This window comes from Sulfitobacter sp. HI0040 (assembly GCF_001634885.1).
In the GTDB taxonomy this organism is placed as follows: Bacteria; Pseudomonadota; Alphaproteobacteria; order Rhodobacterales; family Rhodobacteraceae; genus Sulfitobacter.
This window is the reverse complement of the sequence record NZ_LWEX01000346.1, coordinates 1-14,087: the sequence shown is the minus strand read 5'-3', so window position 1 is coordinate 14,087 and position 14,087 is coordinate 1. Positions and strand designations below refer to the sequence as shown.

14 protein-coding genes are annotated in these 14,087 nt (G+C 61.9%); 5 read left to right on the top strand and 9 right to left on the bottom strand.

Going from position 1 to position 14,087, the window contains the following annotated elements; translation table 11 throughout:
* The 7 genes from A3728_RS15080 to A3728_RS15050 all read right to left on the bottom strand — a co-directional run.
* Window positions 1–803: alcohol dehydrogenase catalytic domain-containing protein (locus A3728_RS15080; protein WP_067925373.1), on the bottom strand; the 803-nt coding region annotated here is incomplete at its 3' end.
* Entirely contained in the window at window positions 800–1,558 is a 759-nt protein-coding gene (locus A3728_RS15075; protein WP_067925369.1) for an SDR family NAD(P)-dependent oxidoreductase, read from the bottom strand. The genes A3728_RS15080 and A3728_RS15075, both read right to left, overlap by 4 nt.
* Before the next feature lie 4 nt (window positions 1,559–1,562).
* A complete protein-coding gene (hisD, locus tag A3728_RS15070; RefSeq protein WP_067925366.1) occupies window positions 1,563–2,870 on the bottom strand; it encodes a histidinol dehydrogenase in 1,308 nt (435 codons plus the stop codon).
* 11 nt (window positions 2,871–2,881) lie between these two features.
* A complete protein-coding gene (locus A3728_RS15065; protein WP_067925363.1) occupies window positions 2,882–4,210 on the bottom strand; it encodes a TRAP transporter large permease in 1,329 nt (442 codons plus the stop codon).
* 10 nt (window positions 4,211–4,220) lie between these two features.
* A complete protein-coding gene (locus A3728_RS15060) occupies window positions 4,221–4,736 on the bottom strand; it encodes a TRAP transporter small permease (RefSeq protein ID WP_067925361.1) in 516 nt (171 codons plus the stop codon).
* 107 nt (window positions 4,737–4,843) lie between these two features.
* Window positions 4,844–5,989: a TRAP transporter substrate-binding protein gene (locus A3728_RS15055; protein WP_067925358.1), complete on the bottom strand. Its 1,146-nt coding sequence runs from the start codon at window positions 5,987–5,989 to the stop codon at window positions 4,844–4,846.
* 23 nt (window positions 5,990–6,012) lie between these two features.
* Window positions 6,013–6,201, bottom strand: a complete 189-nt coding sequence (locus A3728_RS15050; protein WP_067925355.1) for a hypothetical protein — start codon at window positions 6,199–6,201, stop codon at window positions 6,013–6,015.
* A 153-nt stretch (window positions 6,202–6,354) separates the two neighbouring features.
* Here A3728_RS15050 and A3728_RS15045 point away from each other — a divergent pair, with 153 nt between their 5' ends.
* Together A3728_RS15045 and A3728_RS15040 are read left to right on the top strand one after the other, a co-directional pair.
* The gene (locus A3728_RS15045) at window positions 6,355–7,410 is read left to right on the top strand and encodes a LacI family DNA-binding transcriptional regulator (protein ID WP_067925352.1); all 1,056 of its coding nucleotides are present in this window, start codon (window positions 6,355–6,357) and stop codon (window positions 7,408–7,410) included.
* Between the two features lie 139 nt (window positions 7,411–7,549).
* Complete coding sequence (locus A3728_RS15040; RefSeq protein WP_067925349.1) at window positions 7,550–7,798, top strand: TFIIB-type zinc ribbon-containing protein; 249 nt, start codon at window positions 7,550–7,552, stop codon at window positions 7,796–7,798.
* 91 nt (window positions 7,799–7,889) lie between these two features.
* Here the strand turns inward: A3728_RS15040 and A3728_RS15035 are convergent, their stop codons facing one another.
* Together A3728_RS15035 and A3728_RS15030 are read right to left on the bottom strand one after the other, a co-directional pair.
* Window positions 7,890–8,993, bottom strand: a complete 1,104-nt coding sequence (locus A3728_RS15035; RefSeq protein WP_067925346.1) for a CaiB/BaiF CoA transferase family protein — start codon at window positions 8,991–8,993, stop codon at window positions 7,890–7,892.
* Window positions 8,993–10,150, bottom strand: coding sequence for an acyl-CoA dehydrogenase family protein (locus A3728_RS15030; RefSeq protein ID WP_067925343.1), 1,158 nt, complete (start codon window positions 10,148–10,150; stop codon window positions 8,993–8,995). The genes A3728_RS15035 and A3728_RS15030 overlap by 1 nt, the downstream gene beginning before the upstream one ends.
* Window positions 10,151–10,290: 140 nt before the next feature.
* On the opposite strand from A3728_RS15030, the gene A3728_RS15025 reads away from it, so the two are divergent.
* The 3 genes from A3728_RS15025 to A3728_RS15015 form a co-directional block, all read left to right on the top strand.
* Window positions 10,291–11,211, top strand: coding sequence for a LysR family transcriptional regulator (locus A3728_RS15025; RefSeq protein WP_067925340.1), 921 nt, complete (start codon window positions 10,291–10,293; stop codon window positions 11,209–11,211).
* Between the two features lie 157 nt (window positions 11,212–11,368).
* Window positions 11,369–12,634: a sialidase family protein gene (locus tag A3728_RS15020; protein ID WP_067925337.1), complete on the top strand. Its 1,266-nt coding sequence runs from the start codon at window positions 11,369–11,371 to the stop codon at window positions 12,632–12,634.
* A 255-nt stretch (window positions 12,635–12,889) separates the two neighbouring features.
* A partial coding sequence (locus A3728_RS15015) for a lysylphosphatidylglycerol synthase domain-containing protein (RefSeq protein ID WP_150120833.1) occupies window positions 12,890–14,087 on the top strand: 1,198 nt, incomplete at its 3' end.

Below are 14,087 nucleotides of genomic sequence, written 5' to 3'. Positions count from 1 at the left end.
CCGATGAAGGTTATCTCCTGCAGGGTCATGCGGCGGATATCGAGCCCGCCTGCATCCTCGCCCAGACCGATGTGCACGATCGCGCCACCGGGATCAGCAAGCGCAGAGGCCGTGGTGCGGGTCGCGGCATAACCGACGGCATCGATGACGATCGGGCACATGGCCTCGGCTGTCTTGATTGCGCGCAGCCCGCACCTGTCGGTCAGGTAGGCCTGGCGAGCGTCGCCCGGTTCAACCACCGTGACGTCGGTAACACCCATCGCGTTCAGCGCGAGCGCCGCCGCAAGCCCGATGGCACCGCCGCCGAGAACCAGCGCCCGGCGCTCGGCCGAGGGGTGCAGCGCCTCAAGTCCGAGCCGGACAGCATGCCAGCTGACCGCCAGAGGCTCGGCCAGCGCGGCCTTGGCCAGCGTCACGTGGTCAGGCACCGGGATCAGGTTGGCTTCGGGCATTCGGACCATCTCGGCAAAGGCGCCTTCCCTCGGCGGCATGGAGATGATCTGCCGCGTCGCGCAAAGGTTCTCTCGCCCTGAAATGCAGGCCGGGCAGTTGCCGCAGGTGACCAGTGGGTTGATGGTGACGCGCTTGCCGTCGAGCGGCCCGCCGATCACGGTACCCGCAGCCTCGTGTCCGAGGATCAGCGGAGCGGGGCGGCGGCTGTCATGGCCAAGGTAGGCATGCATGTCAGAGCCGCAGATCCCGACGCTCTCGACGCGGATCAGGGCTTCGCCAGCCTGCGGTTCGGGATCCGGCGCATCGCGGTAGGTCAGGCTTTCGACGCCGGTATAGACCAGAGCTTTCATTTGGCGGTGAACCCTCCATCGAGCATCAGTGTCTGCCCCGTCACGTATCGCGACGCATCCGAGCAGAGAAACAACAGCGGTCCGTCCAGATCCTCCGGCTCGCCATTACGGCCAATGCAGGTCTGGGCGGCGTTGCGCGCGGCGCGGTCGGGGTCGTCGAACACCGCCGCCGTCAGCTCGGTCCGGAAAAACCCCGGTGCGATCGCGTTCGCGGTGATGCCGTGCTGTGACCAGGCTTCGGCCATCGCGCGCGTCATCTGGGTGACGCCGCCCTTGCTGGCACCATAAGCGATCCCACCCGGAAAGGCGCGGAAGGACTGCAGGGAGGCGAAGTTCACAATCCGGCCCCAGCCTTTCTCCCGCATTGCCGGGACGAGCTGCTGGCTGAGGAAGAACGGCGCCGTCAGGTTGACCGCGAGCGTTGCATCCCACCCTTCGGGCGTGACCTCGTCAGCGATTTCCCGGGTATTGAGACCGGCGGCATGGACAAGGATATCCGGCGCACCGAAGGGCGCGGCGATGCGGCGTACCAGTGCCGAGAGCGCGCCGCGATCGGTCACATCGCCCTCAACCGCGGCGGCAGCGGAACCGGCTTCGGCCTGCCATTCCGCCAGCGACGCCGCCCGCCGCGCCACGCCGACAACACTTGCCCCGGCGTCTACAAGAACTTCGGCCGCGTGGCGGCCAAGTCCCGAACTGGCCCCGGTAACGCAGGCCACCTTGCCGGCAACGCTGAAAAGCTCGCTCCCCTGCATCGGCTCAGCCTTCCGCCGTCAGGTCGAAGGACTCGTCGGGGAAGTACTTCTTCAGCCGGATATCGGCAGTACGGGCGTGGCCCTCCATCCCCTCGAGCCGGGCGATACGCGCGGTTGCCTCGGCCACCGGGCGCGCGCCCTCCTTGGTTGCGCGCTGCCAGGTAACGATTTTCATGTACTTGTGGACACTGAGGCCGCCGGTGTAGCTCGCCGCCCCTGAGGTGGGCAGCACGTGATTGGTGCCCGACGCCTTGTCGCCAAAAGCCACGGTGGTCTCCTCGCCGAGGAACAGCGAGCCATAGCAGCTGAGGCGACCCAGCCACCAGTCGAGGTCCTCTGCCTGAACCGTCAGATGCTCCGGCGCGTAGTCGTCGGAGGTGGCGGCCATTTCCTCGCGATCCGCGCAGACGATCACCTCCGCATAGTCGCGCCAGGCGGCGGTGGCATTGTCACGGTTCACATCCGGAAGGTCTTCGATCAGCACAGGGACAAGGCGCATAACCTCTTCGGCCAGCGGACGGTCGTCGGTGATCAGCCAGACCGGAGAGTTGTAGCCGTGCTCGGCCTGGCCGACGAGGTCAGCGGCGACCACCATCGGATCGGCGGTGCTATCGGCCAGTACGAGGCTGTCCGTGGGACCGGCGATCATGTCGATGCCGACCCGGCCGAAGAGCATGCGTTTGGCTTCCGCCACAAACTGGTTGCCGGGGCCCACAAGGATGTTGGCCTTGGGCAGACCGAACAGGCCGTAGGTCATCGCCGCGACGCCCTGCACGCCCCCCATGGCGAGGATCTTGTCGGCGCCGCACACATGGGCCGCATAGATGATGGCGGGGGCGATGCCGACCTCGGGCCGCGGGGGTGAACATGCAACGATATGTTTGCACCCGGCGACCTTTGCCGTGGTCACCGTCATGATGGCGCTCGCGATGTGACTGTAGCGCCCGCCGGGGACATAGCATCCGGCGGCGTCCACGGGGATCGCCTTTTGACCGGCAATGAAGCCGGGAACGATTTCGATCTCGAAATCCTTCACCGTGCCGAGCTGCGCCTCGGCAAAGCGCTTGACGTTGGCATGCGCGAAATCGATGTCGCGTTTCAACTTCTCGGGCACCAGTGCCGAAGCCGCCTCGATGGTCTTTTCCGACAGGATGATTTCGCCATCGTAATTGTCGAATTTCTTTGCGTATGCCAGCGCGGCGGCATCTCCCCCGGCCTCGATCTCGTCAAGGATGCCCCGGACGATCTTCTTGGTGTCCGATGCGTCGCTCTTGGACGTCAGGGCAGCTTTTTTCAGGTATTCACGGGTCATGAACGGCGCTCCTATTTGTAGATGTCAGGAAGAAGGACAGTGGAGATCGTCGGCACATAGGCGATGAACAGTGTCACGATCAGCATGAAGAGCACGAAGGGAACGGCCCTGTAGGCGATCTTCAGGATCGATTCACCGGTCAGCCCGGAGACGACAAAGAGGTTGAGGCCAAGCGGCGGGGTGATGAAGCCGACACCGAGGGCGGTGATCATCATGATGCTGAACTGGATTTCGTTCATACCGATATCATCCGCCAGAGGCTTGAGGATGGGCGCGAGGATCACGATGTTCGGGGTCGTTTCCATCACGCAGCCGGCGGCGATCAGGATCATCACCATCATCGCGATCAGCACCCAGGGCTCGTCACTGACCGTGGTCGCGGCGGCGACAAAGCCTTGCGGCACACCGAGAATGGCCAGTGCCTGCGCCAGTGGAAGGGAGAAGGCGATGATCGGCAGGATAATCCCGTTGACCTTGGCCGAACTGACCAACATCGAAGGGAAGTCGGCCAGTTTCAGAGTGCCGAGGATGAAGCCCATGGTGATCGTCACCACCACCGCCGTCGCACCCGCCTCGGTCGGGGTCATCCGTCCGGAAAAGATGCCGTAGAAGATGATCCCGGGGACGATGAAGGCGTACCAGCCGGATTTCAGCGCCTTGCCGAGGTTGGAGGCATACTCCGCGAAAGAGACGTTGCCGCCACCTTCCCAGCCATAGAGCCTGTTCATGATAATATTGGTGGCGAGGATCGAGAGAAGGATGGCCAAACCGGGAATAACCGCCGCGAGAAACAGCGTGGAGGCGGAAATCCCGAGCACCAGACCGATGATGATATAGGCGATGGACGGGGGGATCAGGATGCCCGTACAGGCACCCGCTGCCACCAGCGCGCAGGCATAGGGTCGCGGATAGCCGCTCTCGACCAGCCGGTTGATCGTCATTCGCCCGACAGCCGCCGCCCCGGCCGCGTCCGACCCCGAAATGGCCGCGAACATGCCGCAGACCAGCACCGTCGCCGAACCGAAACCGCCCTTCGCGAACTGCGTCAGCGCTTCGGCAACGTCGAGGAATTTGCGCGATAGCCCGGTGCGTACCAGCACATCGCCGGTCAGGATGAAAAGCGGCACCGCGGTGAGCGCGAAATGGTCGATGCCGTGGAAAAGGCTTTCGCCCACCAGACTGAGCGGCAGAGCGCCCGAGAGCACCAGCATGGCAATGGCCGAAGCACCGATCGCAGCCCAGACCGGTACCGCGAGGGCCACCAGCAGGACAAAGAGCAGGACGGGGGCATAGAAATCCCATCCAAGTTCGACGGTCTGATCGAGAGTGTTCCAGAGCATGGCCGTCTCCTCAGTCGAAAAGCTTGTCGCCTTCGTACACGGGGCGTCCGTGACGAAAGTCGGTGAAATCCCGGATCAGGGATTGGATGAGGCGCAGCATCACCAAGCCGAAGCCCAGCGGCACCGCGGTGAGGAACCACACCTGCGAAATGCGCAGACCATGGGTGACGGAGCCGAACTTCGCCGAAACCAACACCGTTTCGAGCGACCAGTAGAAAGCCACCAGAGAGACGGCGAACATAACCAGGTCACCGAAGATGTAGAGGGCGGCCTTCGCTCGGGGGCCGACGTACTGCATCAGCACGTCGATGCGTATGTGACCCCTCTGACGGACGGCGGCAGCAGCACCGATCCAGGCGAGGTAGATGAAGGAATAGCGGACAATCTCTTCGCCCCAGATCGAGGAATAGGACAGCAGTTCGCGCCGCAGAACCTCGACGAACATGGTGACCACGAGCATCGTGTAGAACACCAGAAGCAACCAGCGTTCGGCATTTCGATCGATAATTCTCAGGACATTCGACATGCAATTCTCCTGCGGGCCGGCGCGGGGTTATCTGCGACCGTCCATTCGAGAAGGTGAAAGAGTTAGAGATGGCGGGGCGACATCCGGGCCGCCCCGTGTACGCTATCTCAGGCGTCGTGAACGTAGTAGCGGCCCATGGTACCAGCCGCCTCTTCGAGCGCGCTGAAGGTTTCCATAGATCCGGCGAGATCGACCTTGAACTCATCCCATTCGGAACGCTGGTAGCCGCCGGCATCCTGCCACTCGGCCAATTGGTCGTCAGTCAGTGAGTGAAACGCGACACCCGATTTGGTCAGTTCCGCCATCGCGTAGGCGCGCGCGGCCGGCACCTTGGCCAGGTTCTGTTGCGTGGTAATCTCGCCCGCGAATTCGATGCCTTCCTGTACGTCCGGCGGCAAGGAGTTGAACCATTCGAGGTTCATCGAATAGACCTGACTGTCCGGCACCGCCTGGGTAAAGGTGACGTGGCTCAGGATGTCCTTGAAGCCAAAGACATAGAGCGCGCCGACCGAGGGATCCAGCGCATCGGCCACACCCTGCTTGATCGCCGAAGGCGTCTCGCCCCAGGCCACCGGCGTCGGGTTCGCACCAACCATCGAATAATACTGCTGCAACATCTTGGACCCGGGCACGCGGAACTTGACGCCGCTCAGGTCGCCCGGCGTGATGACCTTGTTGCCGCCCTTCCGGATTGCGACCACCCGGGGGTCGATCACCACGTACATCAATGGCTTGAAACCGGCGGCCTCGATCTTGGGATGTACCTTGCCTTTCCAGGCGTCGGAATTCACCAGGTTGGTGAACCGCTGGTTGGAGCCGCAGAAATACGGCATGTTGATGAGGTCCACGGCGCTGGCAAAAGGCGCGAAGTTCGACAGGGAATGCTGGGCGCACTGTATCGTGCCGGTCTGAACGGCCTGAACAAGTGCCCCGCCCGCACCCAGCTGCCCCCCCGGTGCGAGCTTGACGTAGACCTTGCCATTGGTGGCGTTCTGGATGTTTTCCTTGAGGTCGAGCTGCATGATCGGATAGCTGCGCGAGGCTCCTAGCACGTAGGCCGTCGCGAGCGTCATGGTGTGCTCCGCCGCGGCTTCACGTTCCTTTTCTTCTCTGGCGGTCTGGGCAGAGGCCTCGCTCGACCAAAGCATGCCGCCTGCCCCCGCTACGAGCGCGGCGGTAAAGCTGCCCGAACTTGCGAGTTTCAGAAAATTGCGCCTTCCGTGCGAGGCGATCCCCGTTCTTTCACGATCCATTTTTTCCTCCCGTTGATGGTTCGTCAGTTGTCGTCGTTTTTCCTCTTTGCTGCGGCCTCCCGCCGCAGGATGGCGACAACGAATGCCGCCGACGCCGTGAACAAAAACACCATCTCCCATACGTCGCTGAAGAATTTCGCTCCTCCCGAAGCGCCGATCAGCACGTTGACAAGGAAGGCGGTGAAAAACGCGAATGCGAAAATCAAGAACACTTCTTGCTCCTTTAAGGGATTCGGCCTAGCCCTAATGTAAGCGCTTACATACGTGTAATGCAAGCGCTTACATTACTTGCTGAGATGTTTCTGCTATATGTATGAGGAGACGCACTTTTTCAGCCCGATGTCAGAATGTGAAAGACCAGACCCGTGGAAAAACAACCGGACCGAGCTGAGAAATACCGCCGCAGCGTGCCCTCGCCGACGCTCGAAGACGTCGCCACCCGGGCAGGGGTATCGACGGCCACGGTATCGCGCTGCCTCAACAATCCTTCTAAAGTCGCCAAGACGACCCGGGAGCGGGTGCTCGAGGCGGTAAGAACGCTTGGATATGCCCCCAACTTCGGTGCACAGGCTTTGGCGGCAAAGCGCACCAATACCTTTGGTGCGATCATCCCGACGATGGAGAACGCGATCTTTGCGCGTGGTCTTCAGGCCTTTCAGGAAGAATTGCAGCGCAACGGCATCACCCTGCTTGTGGCCAGTTCCTCCTACACGCCCGAATTGGAGGAGCAGCAGATCCGTGGCCTCGTCGCGCGCGGCGCGGACGCATTATTGCTAATCGGGCATGCCCGGGCGCCTCAGGTCTATGAATTCCTCGATGATCGTCAGGTACCCTATGTTATCACCTGGACCTATGAGGATTTCCAATCGCGGATCTCGATTGGCTTCGATAACCGGAAGGCAATGAAATGTCTGGCCGAACGGGTCATTTCGCTGGGGCATCGCAATATCGCGCTGATTACATCCCAGCGTAAGGACAATGACCGCGCCAGTCACCGCTGCGAAGGCATTCAGGACGCTATGGCGCTCCATGGGATCGATCCAGAAGGGCTGCGCATCGTCGAGACGCCCTATACCATCTCGAACGGCGCAGACGCCTTTGCTTCCCTCATGGAATCCGACCCGCGACCCACCGCGGTTTTGTGCGGCAACGATGTGCTGGCTGCAGGGGCCTTGCTGCAAGCCCGGAAGATGAACCTCGATGTTCCCGGTGACGTTTCGATTACAGGTTTCGACGACATCGAGATCGCCCAGATCGTGACACCGGCCCTCACGACGGTCCATGTGCCGCATCGTGAAATGGGAAAGGGAGCGGCACGTCTGTTGTTGGGGATGCGCAATGGTCAAATGCCAACTTCAAGTACTGAACTCGAAGCCCATGTCGTGCTCCGCGACTCCCTCGGACCGGCCCCGCGAATGTGATTCTGATTCAGTTTTTCGGAAGATGGATCAAGGGGCGCGGCCTTCAGCACTCCACCCGGAACCGCACTGCGACATTTGAAGAGGTTGCAGTTTGCATAGCGGGTGCCCAACTAACTACGAAATGAAGGAGGCTTAACTAATGCAATGTCCGATCGATGGAACACAATTGGTGATGACAGATCGCTCCGGTGTGGAAATTGACTATTGTCCCCAATGTCGCGGGGTCTGGCTGGACCGTGGTGAGTTGGACAAGATCATTGAACGGTCGCATCCCGAACCTGCACCACGGGAATTCTCCTCCCCGCGCAGTTCGGGGCATGATCCCCACGACAAATCCTATAAGAAGAAGCGCCGCGAAGGCTTCTTGAGTGAACTCTTTGACTTCTGAGTAGCTCTATCGCCGCAATTGGTCCGGAACTTTGGGCTTGTTGTCATCGTTCCGGTCGTTCTGAAGATGGCTGAGGCGGTTTATCGTCCCCTCAGCCATCTGGCGCGTTCAGCGCAGGTACTGGGCCGTATCCCCTCACCTCGCTCTCCCAGATCACCCCGGGCGCGGGGAGGGAGACCGGACCGCCTTCGGTCTCTACCGTGATCCGGCGCAGGTGCGGGTGGCGGGAGAGCCCTTCCATGTCTCTCAGCACGGCAAACGCAATCCCCGCCTTATCGAGCTGGCGGGCCATCTCGTCGCTTGGCACCTTGGCGAAGGCTTCCGCCACGATCCGGTCTGTCTCCGCCCGGTTGCGGACCCGGGCGACGTTGGTGGCGAACCGGTCATCCTCGCCCAGTCCGGGGGCGCTCAATATGTCCGCGCAGAGCTTTCGCCATTCCCGGTCGCTCTGGATCGAGATCAGGATCGGCGCGCCGCGCTGCATGTCAAACACCCCGTAAGGTGCGATCGAAGGATGCGCGAGCCCCACGCGTTCCGGGGTCTTCCCGCCTTCATGGTTCAACAGCGGCACCGTCAGCCAATCGGCCATCACGTCGAACATCGACACCGAAAGCTGCGCCCCCTGCCCCGTGGTGCCGCGCCGGATCAGCGCTTCGAGGATCGCGGCATGGGCAGTCGCGCCGGTGGCCACATCGACGATCGACATGCCTACGCGCGCAGGCTCCGACGGGCCGCCGGTGATCGAACAGAGCCCCGATTCCGCCTGCACCAGCAGATCATAGGCCTTGCGCTGCGCCATCGGGCCGGTGGTGCCGTAGCCGGTGATCGAACAGGTGATGAGGCGCGGATAGCGCCGCCGCAGTTCCGCCGGATCGAACCCCAAACGTTCCAACGCGCCCAGTTTCAGGTTCTGGATCAACACATCAGCCGTCGCGATCAATTCCGACAGTTCTGCCTTGCCCCCGTCCGAGCCAAGGTCAAGCGTGCGGCTTTCCTTGCCGCGGTTCAGCCATGTGAAATAGCTCGACTGCCCCGCCGCGACATCGTCGTAGCCGCGGGCAAAATCGCCTTCGGGCCGCTCGATCTTGATGACATGCGCGCCCGCGTCCGCCAGCCGAGCGGAAGCGAAAGGCGCCGCGACCGCCTGCTCCACGCAGATGACCTTCAGGCCTGAAAGCGGCAGATCGGCGCCCATCAGAAAGACCTCGGCATGCCGAGCACATGTTCGGCCACATAGGACAGGATCAGGTTGGTAGAGACGGGCGCCACCTGATACAGGCGCGTTTCGCGGAACTTGCGCTCCACATCGTATTCGCTGGCAAAGCCGAAGCCCCCATGGAACTGGATGCAGGCGTTCGCCGCCTCCCAGCTTGCCTTGGCGGCGAGGTACTTGGCCATGTTCGCCTCCGCCCCGCAAGGCTCGCCCGCATCGTAAAGCGCGCAGGCGCGATAGCGCATCAGGTTGGCTGCCTCCACCTCGATATAGGCTTCGGCGATTGGGAACTGCACGCCCTGGTTCTGCCCGATGGGCCGCCCGAAAACCTGCCGCTCACTGACGTATTTCGTGACCCTGTCGGTGAACCAATAACCATCCCCGATACATTCCGCCGCGATCAGCGCGCGTTCGGCATTCAGCCCGGTGAGGATGTACTTGAACCCCTTGCCTTCCTCGCCGATCAGGTTGTCCGCCGGGATTTCGAGGTTGTCGAAGAACAGCTCATTGGTTTCGTGATTGACCATGTTGCGGATGGGTTTCACCTCCATCCCGTCTTTCATGGCTTCCCGGATATCCACCAGGAAGATGGACAGCCCCTCCGACTTCTTCTGCACTTCCGAAAGCGGCGTCGTGCGGGCCAGCAGGATCATGAGGTCGGAATGTTGCACCCGGCTGATCCAGACTTTCTGCCCGTTGATGACATAGCGATCCCCCTTGCGGGTCGCTGTCGTCTTGATCTTCGTGGTGTCGGTGCCGGTGGTGGGTTCGGTGACCCCCATGGATTGCAGCCGCAGCTCGCCGCTGGCGAGCTTGGGCAGAATGCGCTGGCGCTGTTCGTCGGAGCCGTGGCGCACAAGCGTGTTCATGTTGTACATCTGGCCGTGACAGGCGCCGGAGTTGCCGCCCGCTCGGTTGATCTCCTCCATGATCACGGATGCCTCGGTCAGCCCCAGCCCCGCGCCGCCGTATTCCTCGGGGATCAGGGCGGCCATCCAGCCTTCACGCGTCAGCGCCTCGACGAATTTCTCGGGATAGCCGCGCTGGTGATCAACTTCCCGGTGATATTCGTCGGGAAACTGCGCACAAAGGGCGCGGATGCCATCGCGGATGTCCTGATGATCGGTGGATGTATTCAAGGGCTGGGCTCCGAGACTGGTCCGTACTACTGCGCCAGTTGAATCGCTTATCCTCTATCACGCAAATACCAAATTTTGTTGACCGCTATATCGCCTGCTTATACCCGTCAAGGCGGTCCGGAACCGTTGCGGGGAATGGCATGGATATCAAACAACTTCGGTATTTCGTTGCCATCGTCGAAGGGGGCTCATTCTCGGCCGCTGCCAAACGGCTCCGGATTGCCCAGCCGGCCCTTTCCCTGCAGATCCGCAAGATCGAGGAGGATCTGGGGATCAACCTGCTGCTGCGCGGTCCGCAAGGTGTGACCACCACGGAGGCTGGTGAAACCCTGCTGCACTCCGCCCGGAAGATCCTCAGCGACCTGTCGCAGACCGAGGACGAGTTGCGGAGCATGGGGCAGGAACCCTCGGGCATCGTTCGCATCGGGTTGCCCGGCACCATCAGTTCCATCCTCGCGGTTCCGCTGATCGCGCGGATCCGGCGGAAATACCCCAGGATCAAGCTCATCATCGCGGAGGCGATGAGCGGTTTCGTTCTGGAATGGCTTGAACACCGGCGCATAGATCTGGCCGTGCTCTACTCCGATAACCCTGCCCCGGGCTATTCAAGCAAAGCCTTGCTGCGCGAGGAACTGGTCATGCTTATCCCGCCCGAAGCGGCGCCGGATTGTCCCACGGTGGAGGATGCGATCGGGGATATGCCCCTGATCCTGCCAAGCAGCGCCCATGGCCTGCGCATGATGCTGGAGCAGATGTTGGCCAAGCGCACGATCCGGGTTGAACCCACCATAGAGGTGGACAGCTACGTCAACATCAAGCGCCTTGTCTCCAGCGGGTATGGCTGTTCCATCCTGCCGTTTCACGCGATTGCGCAGGACGTGGCCCGCGGTCATCTCGCAAGCCTGAAATTTGCTGCGCCAAGGCTCTGGCGCAGTGCGCATCTGGTCCATCAAAGTGCGATCCCCCTCAAAATCGCCGCGCAAGCCGTACATGATGAGATCCCTTTGGTCATTGACGACCTACTGGCCGACAACTCATGGGCGGGGGCGGAGCGTTTGTGATTGCTCAAGAGTGACCGCTCTTACCCAGCCAGCCATTCATGGTCCGGTAACCACGATGGCCCGCTCTCCATAATCTCATTTGCATTTCTGCGAACATCCCCCCCACCATGGGGCTTGTGTCATTCGCTAACGAACCATTCACGGAAAGGTCTTCCCTATGCGTCATCCTGTAGTCCCCGGCGTCATAAGCGCAGCTTTACTGGGCTTTTCCGGTGTTTCGGCTGAGGCACAGGTGTTCCTGACCCGGGAGGAGATCGCGACGCCGGCCGCGCTGAACTCCGAAGGTCCGTCCCTCGCGACGATGCCGGATGGCCGGGTTCTGATGTCCTGGATCGAGACAGACGGCCCGGTGCGCGCCGCTGTCAAGACAGCGGTTCTGGAGGGATCTGACTGGTCGGAGCCGGTCACGGTCGTGGAAGGTGACGACCTCTTTATCAATTACGCCGATTTTCCGGCGGTTGCCGCGCTGCCGGACGGCACGCTCGCCACCAGTTGGTCACGCATGAGCGGTGACAGCTATTATGCCTACGACACCGTCATTTCCCTGTCCCACGACGGCGGCGTCACATGGAGCGCGGGGACCGTGCCACATCAGGACCGGTCGGAGCGGCAGCACGGCTTCTTGTCGATGGTGTCCGACGGATCAGGCGGGATCACGACGATGTGGCTCGATGGGCAAAACTACGGAACTGTCGACACCCAGGGCGGCGTCGAGGGCGACGGGGATGCCATGCAGTTGCGCGCAACGACGCTTTCTTCCAACGGTGCGCTTACAGAAGAAATCCTGCTGGACGAACGCACCTGTAGCTGTTGCCAGACCTCGGCCGTCGCGCTGGATGATGGAACCATCCTGCTGGCTTACCGGGACCGGACGAAAGACGAGATCAGGGATATCTCCCTTGTACGCCAGATCGGTGGGAAATGGTCCGAGCCCATTGAGGTCAGCGGCGACGGGTGGGAGATTTCGGGTTGCCCGGTAAACGGGCCCGCGATTGACGCGCATGGCAGCCAAGTCGCCCTGGTGTGGTTCACAGCCGCGGATGACCTTCCCGCCGTAAGGATGGCATTCTCCGACGACCGGGGCGTCAGTTTTGGCGAGGCCAAGGGTATCGACCTTGGCGCGCCTTTCGGCGGTGTGGACGTGGTACAATTGTCCGACGGCTCGGCGCTCTTTAGCTGGGTCGAGCAGACCGCCGCGGGCGAGACCGTCCTTGTCTGCCGCGCCACCCCGACAGAGGGGTGCGGCACTCCGGCGTCGCTTACCCTTGTCCGCGCGGGCCGGACGATTGGCTTTCCACGCATGGTGGCGTCAGGCGGGAACGTCTGGATTGCGTGGAACGAGACGTTGCAGAACACCGGCGGGGGGAACTACGGCGCGCTGGTCGTTCGATTGGTCCATGCGACGGTGGAATTGACCCGATGAAAGGACTATAGGCGTCCTGCGTATGTGATTTTACCGGAAGGTGGTTAGCGTCCGAGGCCGACTCTTGTGGCTCTGTATCTTCTTCGAGGTACCTTACTGGCGGATACCTCTTTGCCTTCAGGACTCAACATCTTGCCATCAGGGCCCTTTCCCCTCCCGGAAACCTCACATCCGGCAAGGAAAGCGCGCACCGGGTGCCCATTCGACTTGAGACAGGCTAAGAAACAAAAAGATTGGTCGATCCGAGGGGAGCCCGTGCCGATTTCCGAGAACATCCTGTCTGCCGGGCTCTGGGCCCGCGTCAAACCACTGTTACCTTTCTTCTTCACGGCAGCCTTGTTCGCCTTGGGGGCCTGGGCGCTTTATCAGCTATTGAGGCCGGTCAACTTTCTCGAAGTCGCCGCTCAGGTCAGGGCCACGCCCTGGCATATCATCGCGCTCGCACTGCTCTGTACGATCGGTGGGTACATGGCGCTGGTGGGCTACGACTGGTCTGCCTTGCGCTACCTTGGCAAGAAGCTGCCGCTGCCGGTCATCTTCACCGGCGGGTTTCTCGGCTACGCTCTCGGCAATACGATCGGCGCGGGGCCGATCACGGGCGGTGCGGTGCGGTACCGGATCTATTCCGCGCTTGGCCTGTCTGCTTACGACATCGCCGGGATCGCCGTCTTCGGCTCTCTTGCTTTCGGCTTCGGTGCCACGCTGATGGGGTTCGGGGCGCTGGCCTACCGCCCCCATGCGCTGGATCCGCTCACGGCGATCAATGCCACCACCATCCGGTGGGTGTCGCTTGCCATCGTCGCCCTCTGCATAGGTTTTCTGGCCTTCCTCGCGACCCGCAAGTCAGAGATCACGCTGCGCGGTCATTCGTTGCGCATCCCGTCGCTGGGCACCATGCTGGGTCAGATCGTCTTTACCGCGACCGATATCCTTCTGGCCGGCACCGTGCTTTTTCTGCTGCTGCCCGCGAACGATCTCAGCTTCACCACCTTCCTGTCGGTTTTCACTGCCGCGGTTTTTGCCGGGGTTCTCAGCCATGTCCCCGGCGGCGTCGGGGTTTTCGAGGCGGTCATCATCGCCGCCCTGCCCGCATCCGTACCCGTCGAACAGGCCGCCGCCGGTTTGCTGTTGTACCGGCTGATCTATTATCTTGTTCCCTTTACCCTTGCGATGGTCCTGCTCGCGGTCACCGAGGCTCGTATGGCGAGCGGCCGGACCACCGGGCCGGTGATGCGCAGCCTCGCCCCCGTCTTCAAATCGGTCAGCGCAATCACGCCGCTCGCGATTTCGACGATGGTGTTCGGGTCCGGTGCGTTCATGCTGGTGGCCACACTGGTTCCCCCGGCGAGCGATCTCGCACAGGAGTACGAGGTTCTGCTGCCCCTCGCCTTCGTCGAGGGGGGCGCGCTCTTGTCCAGCATCATCGGGGCGACCCTCGTGGTCATCGCCCATG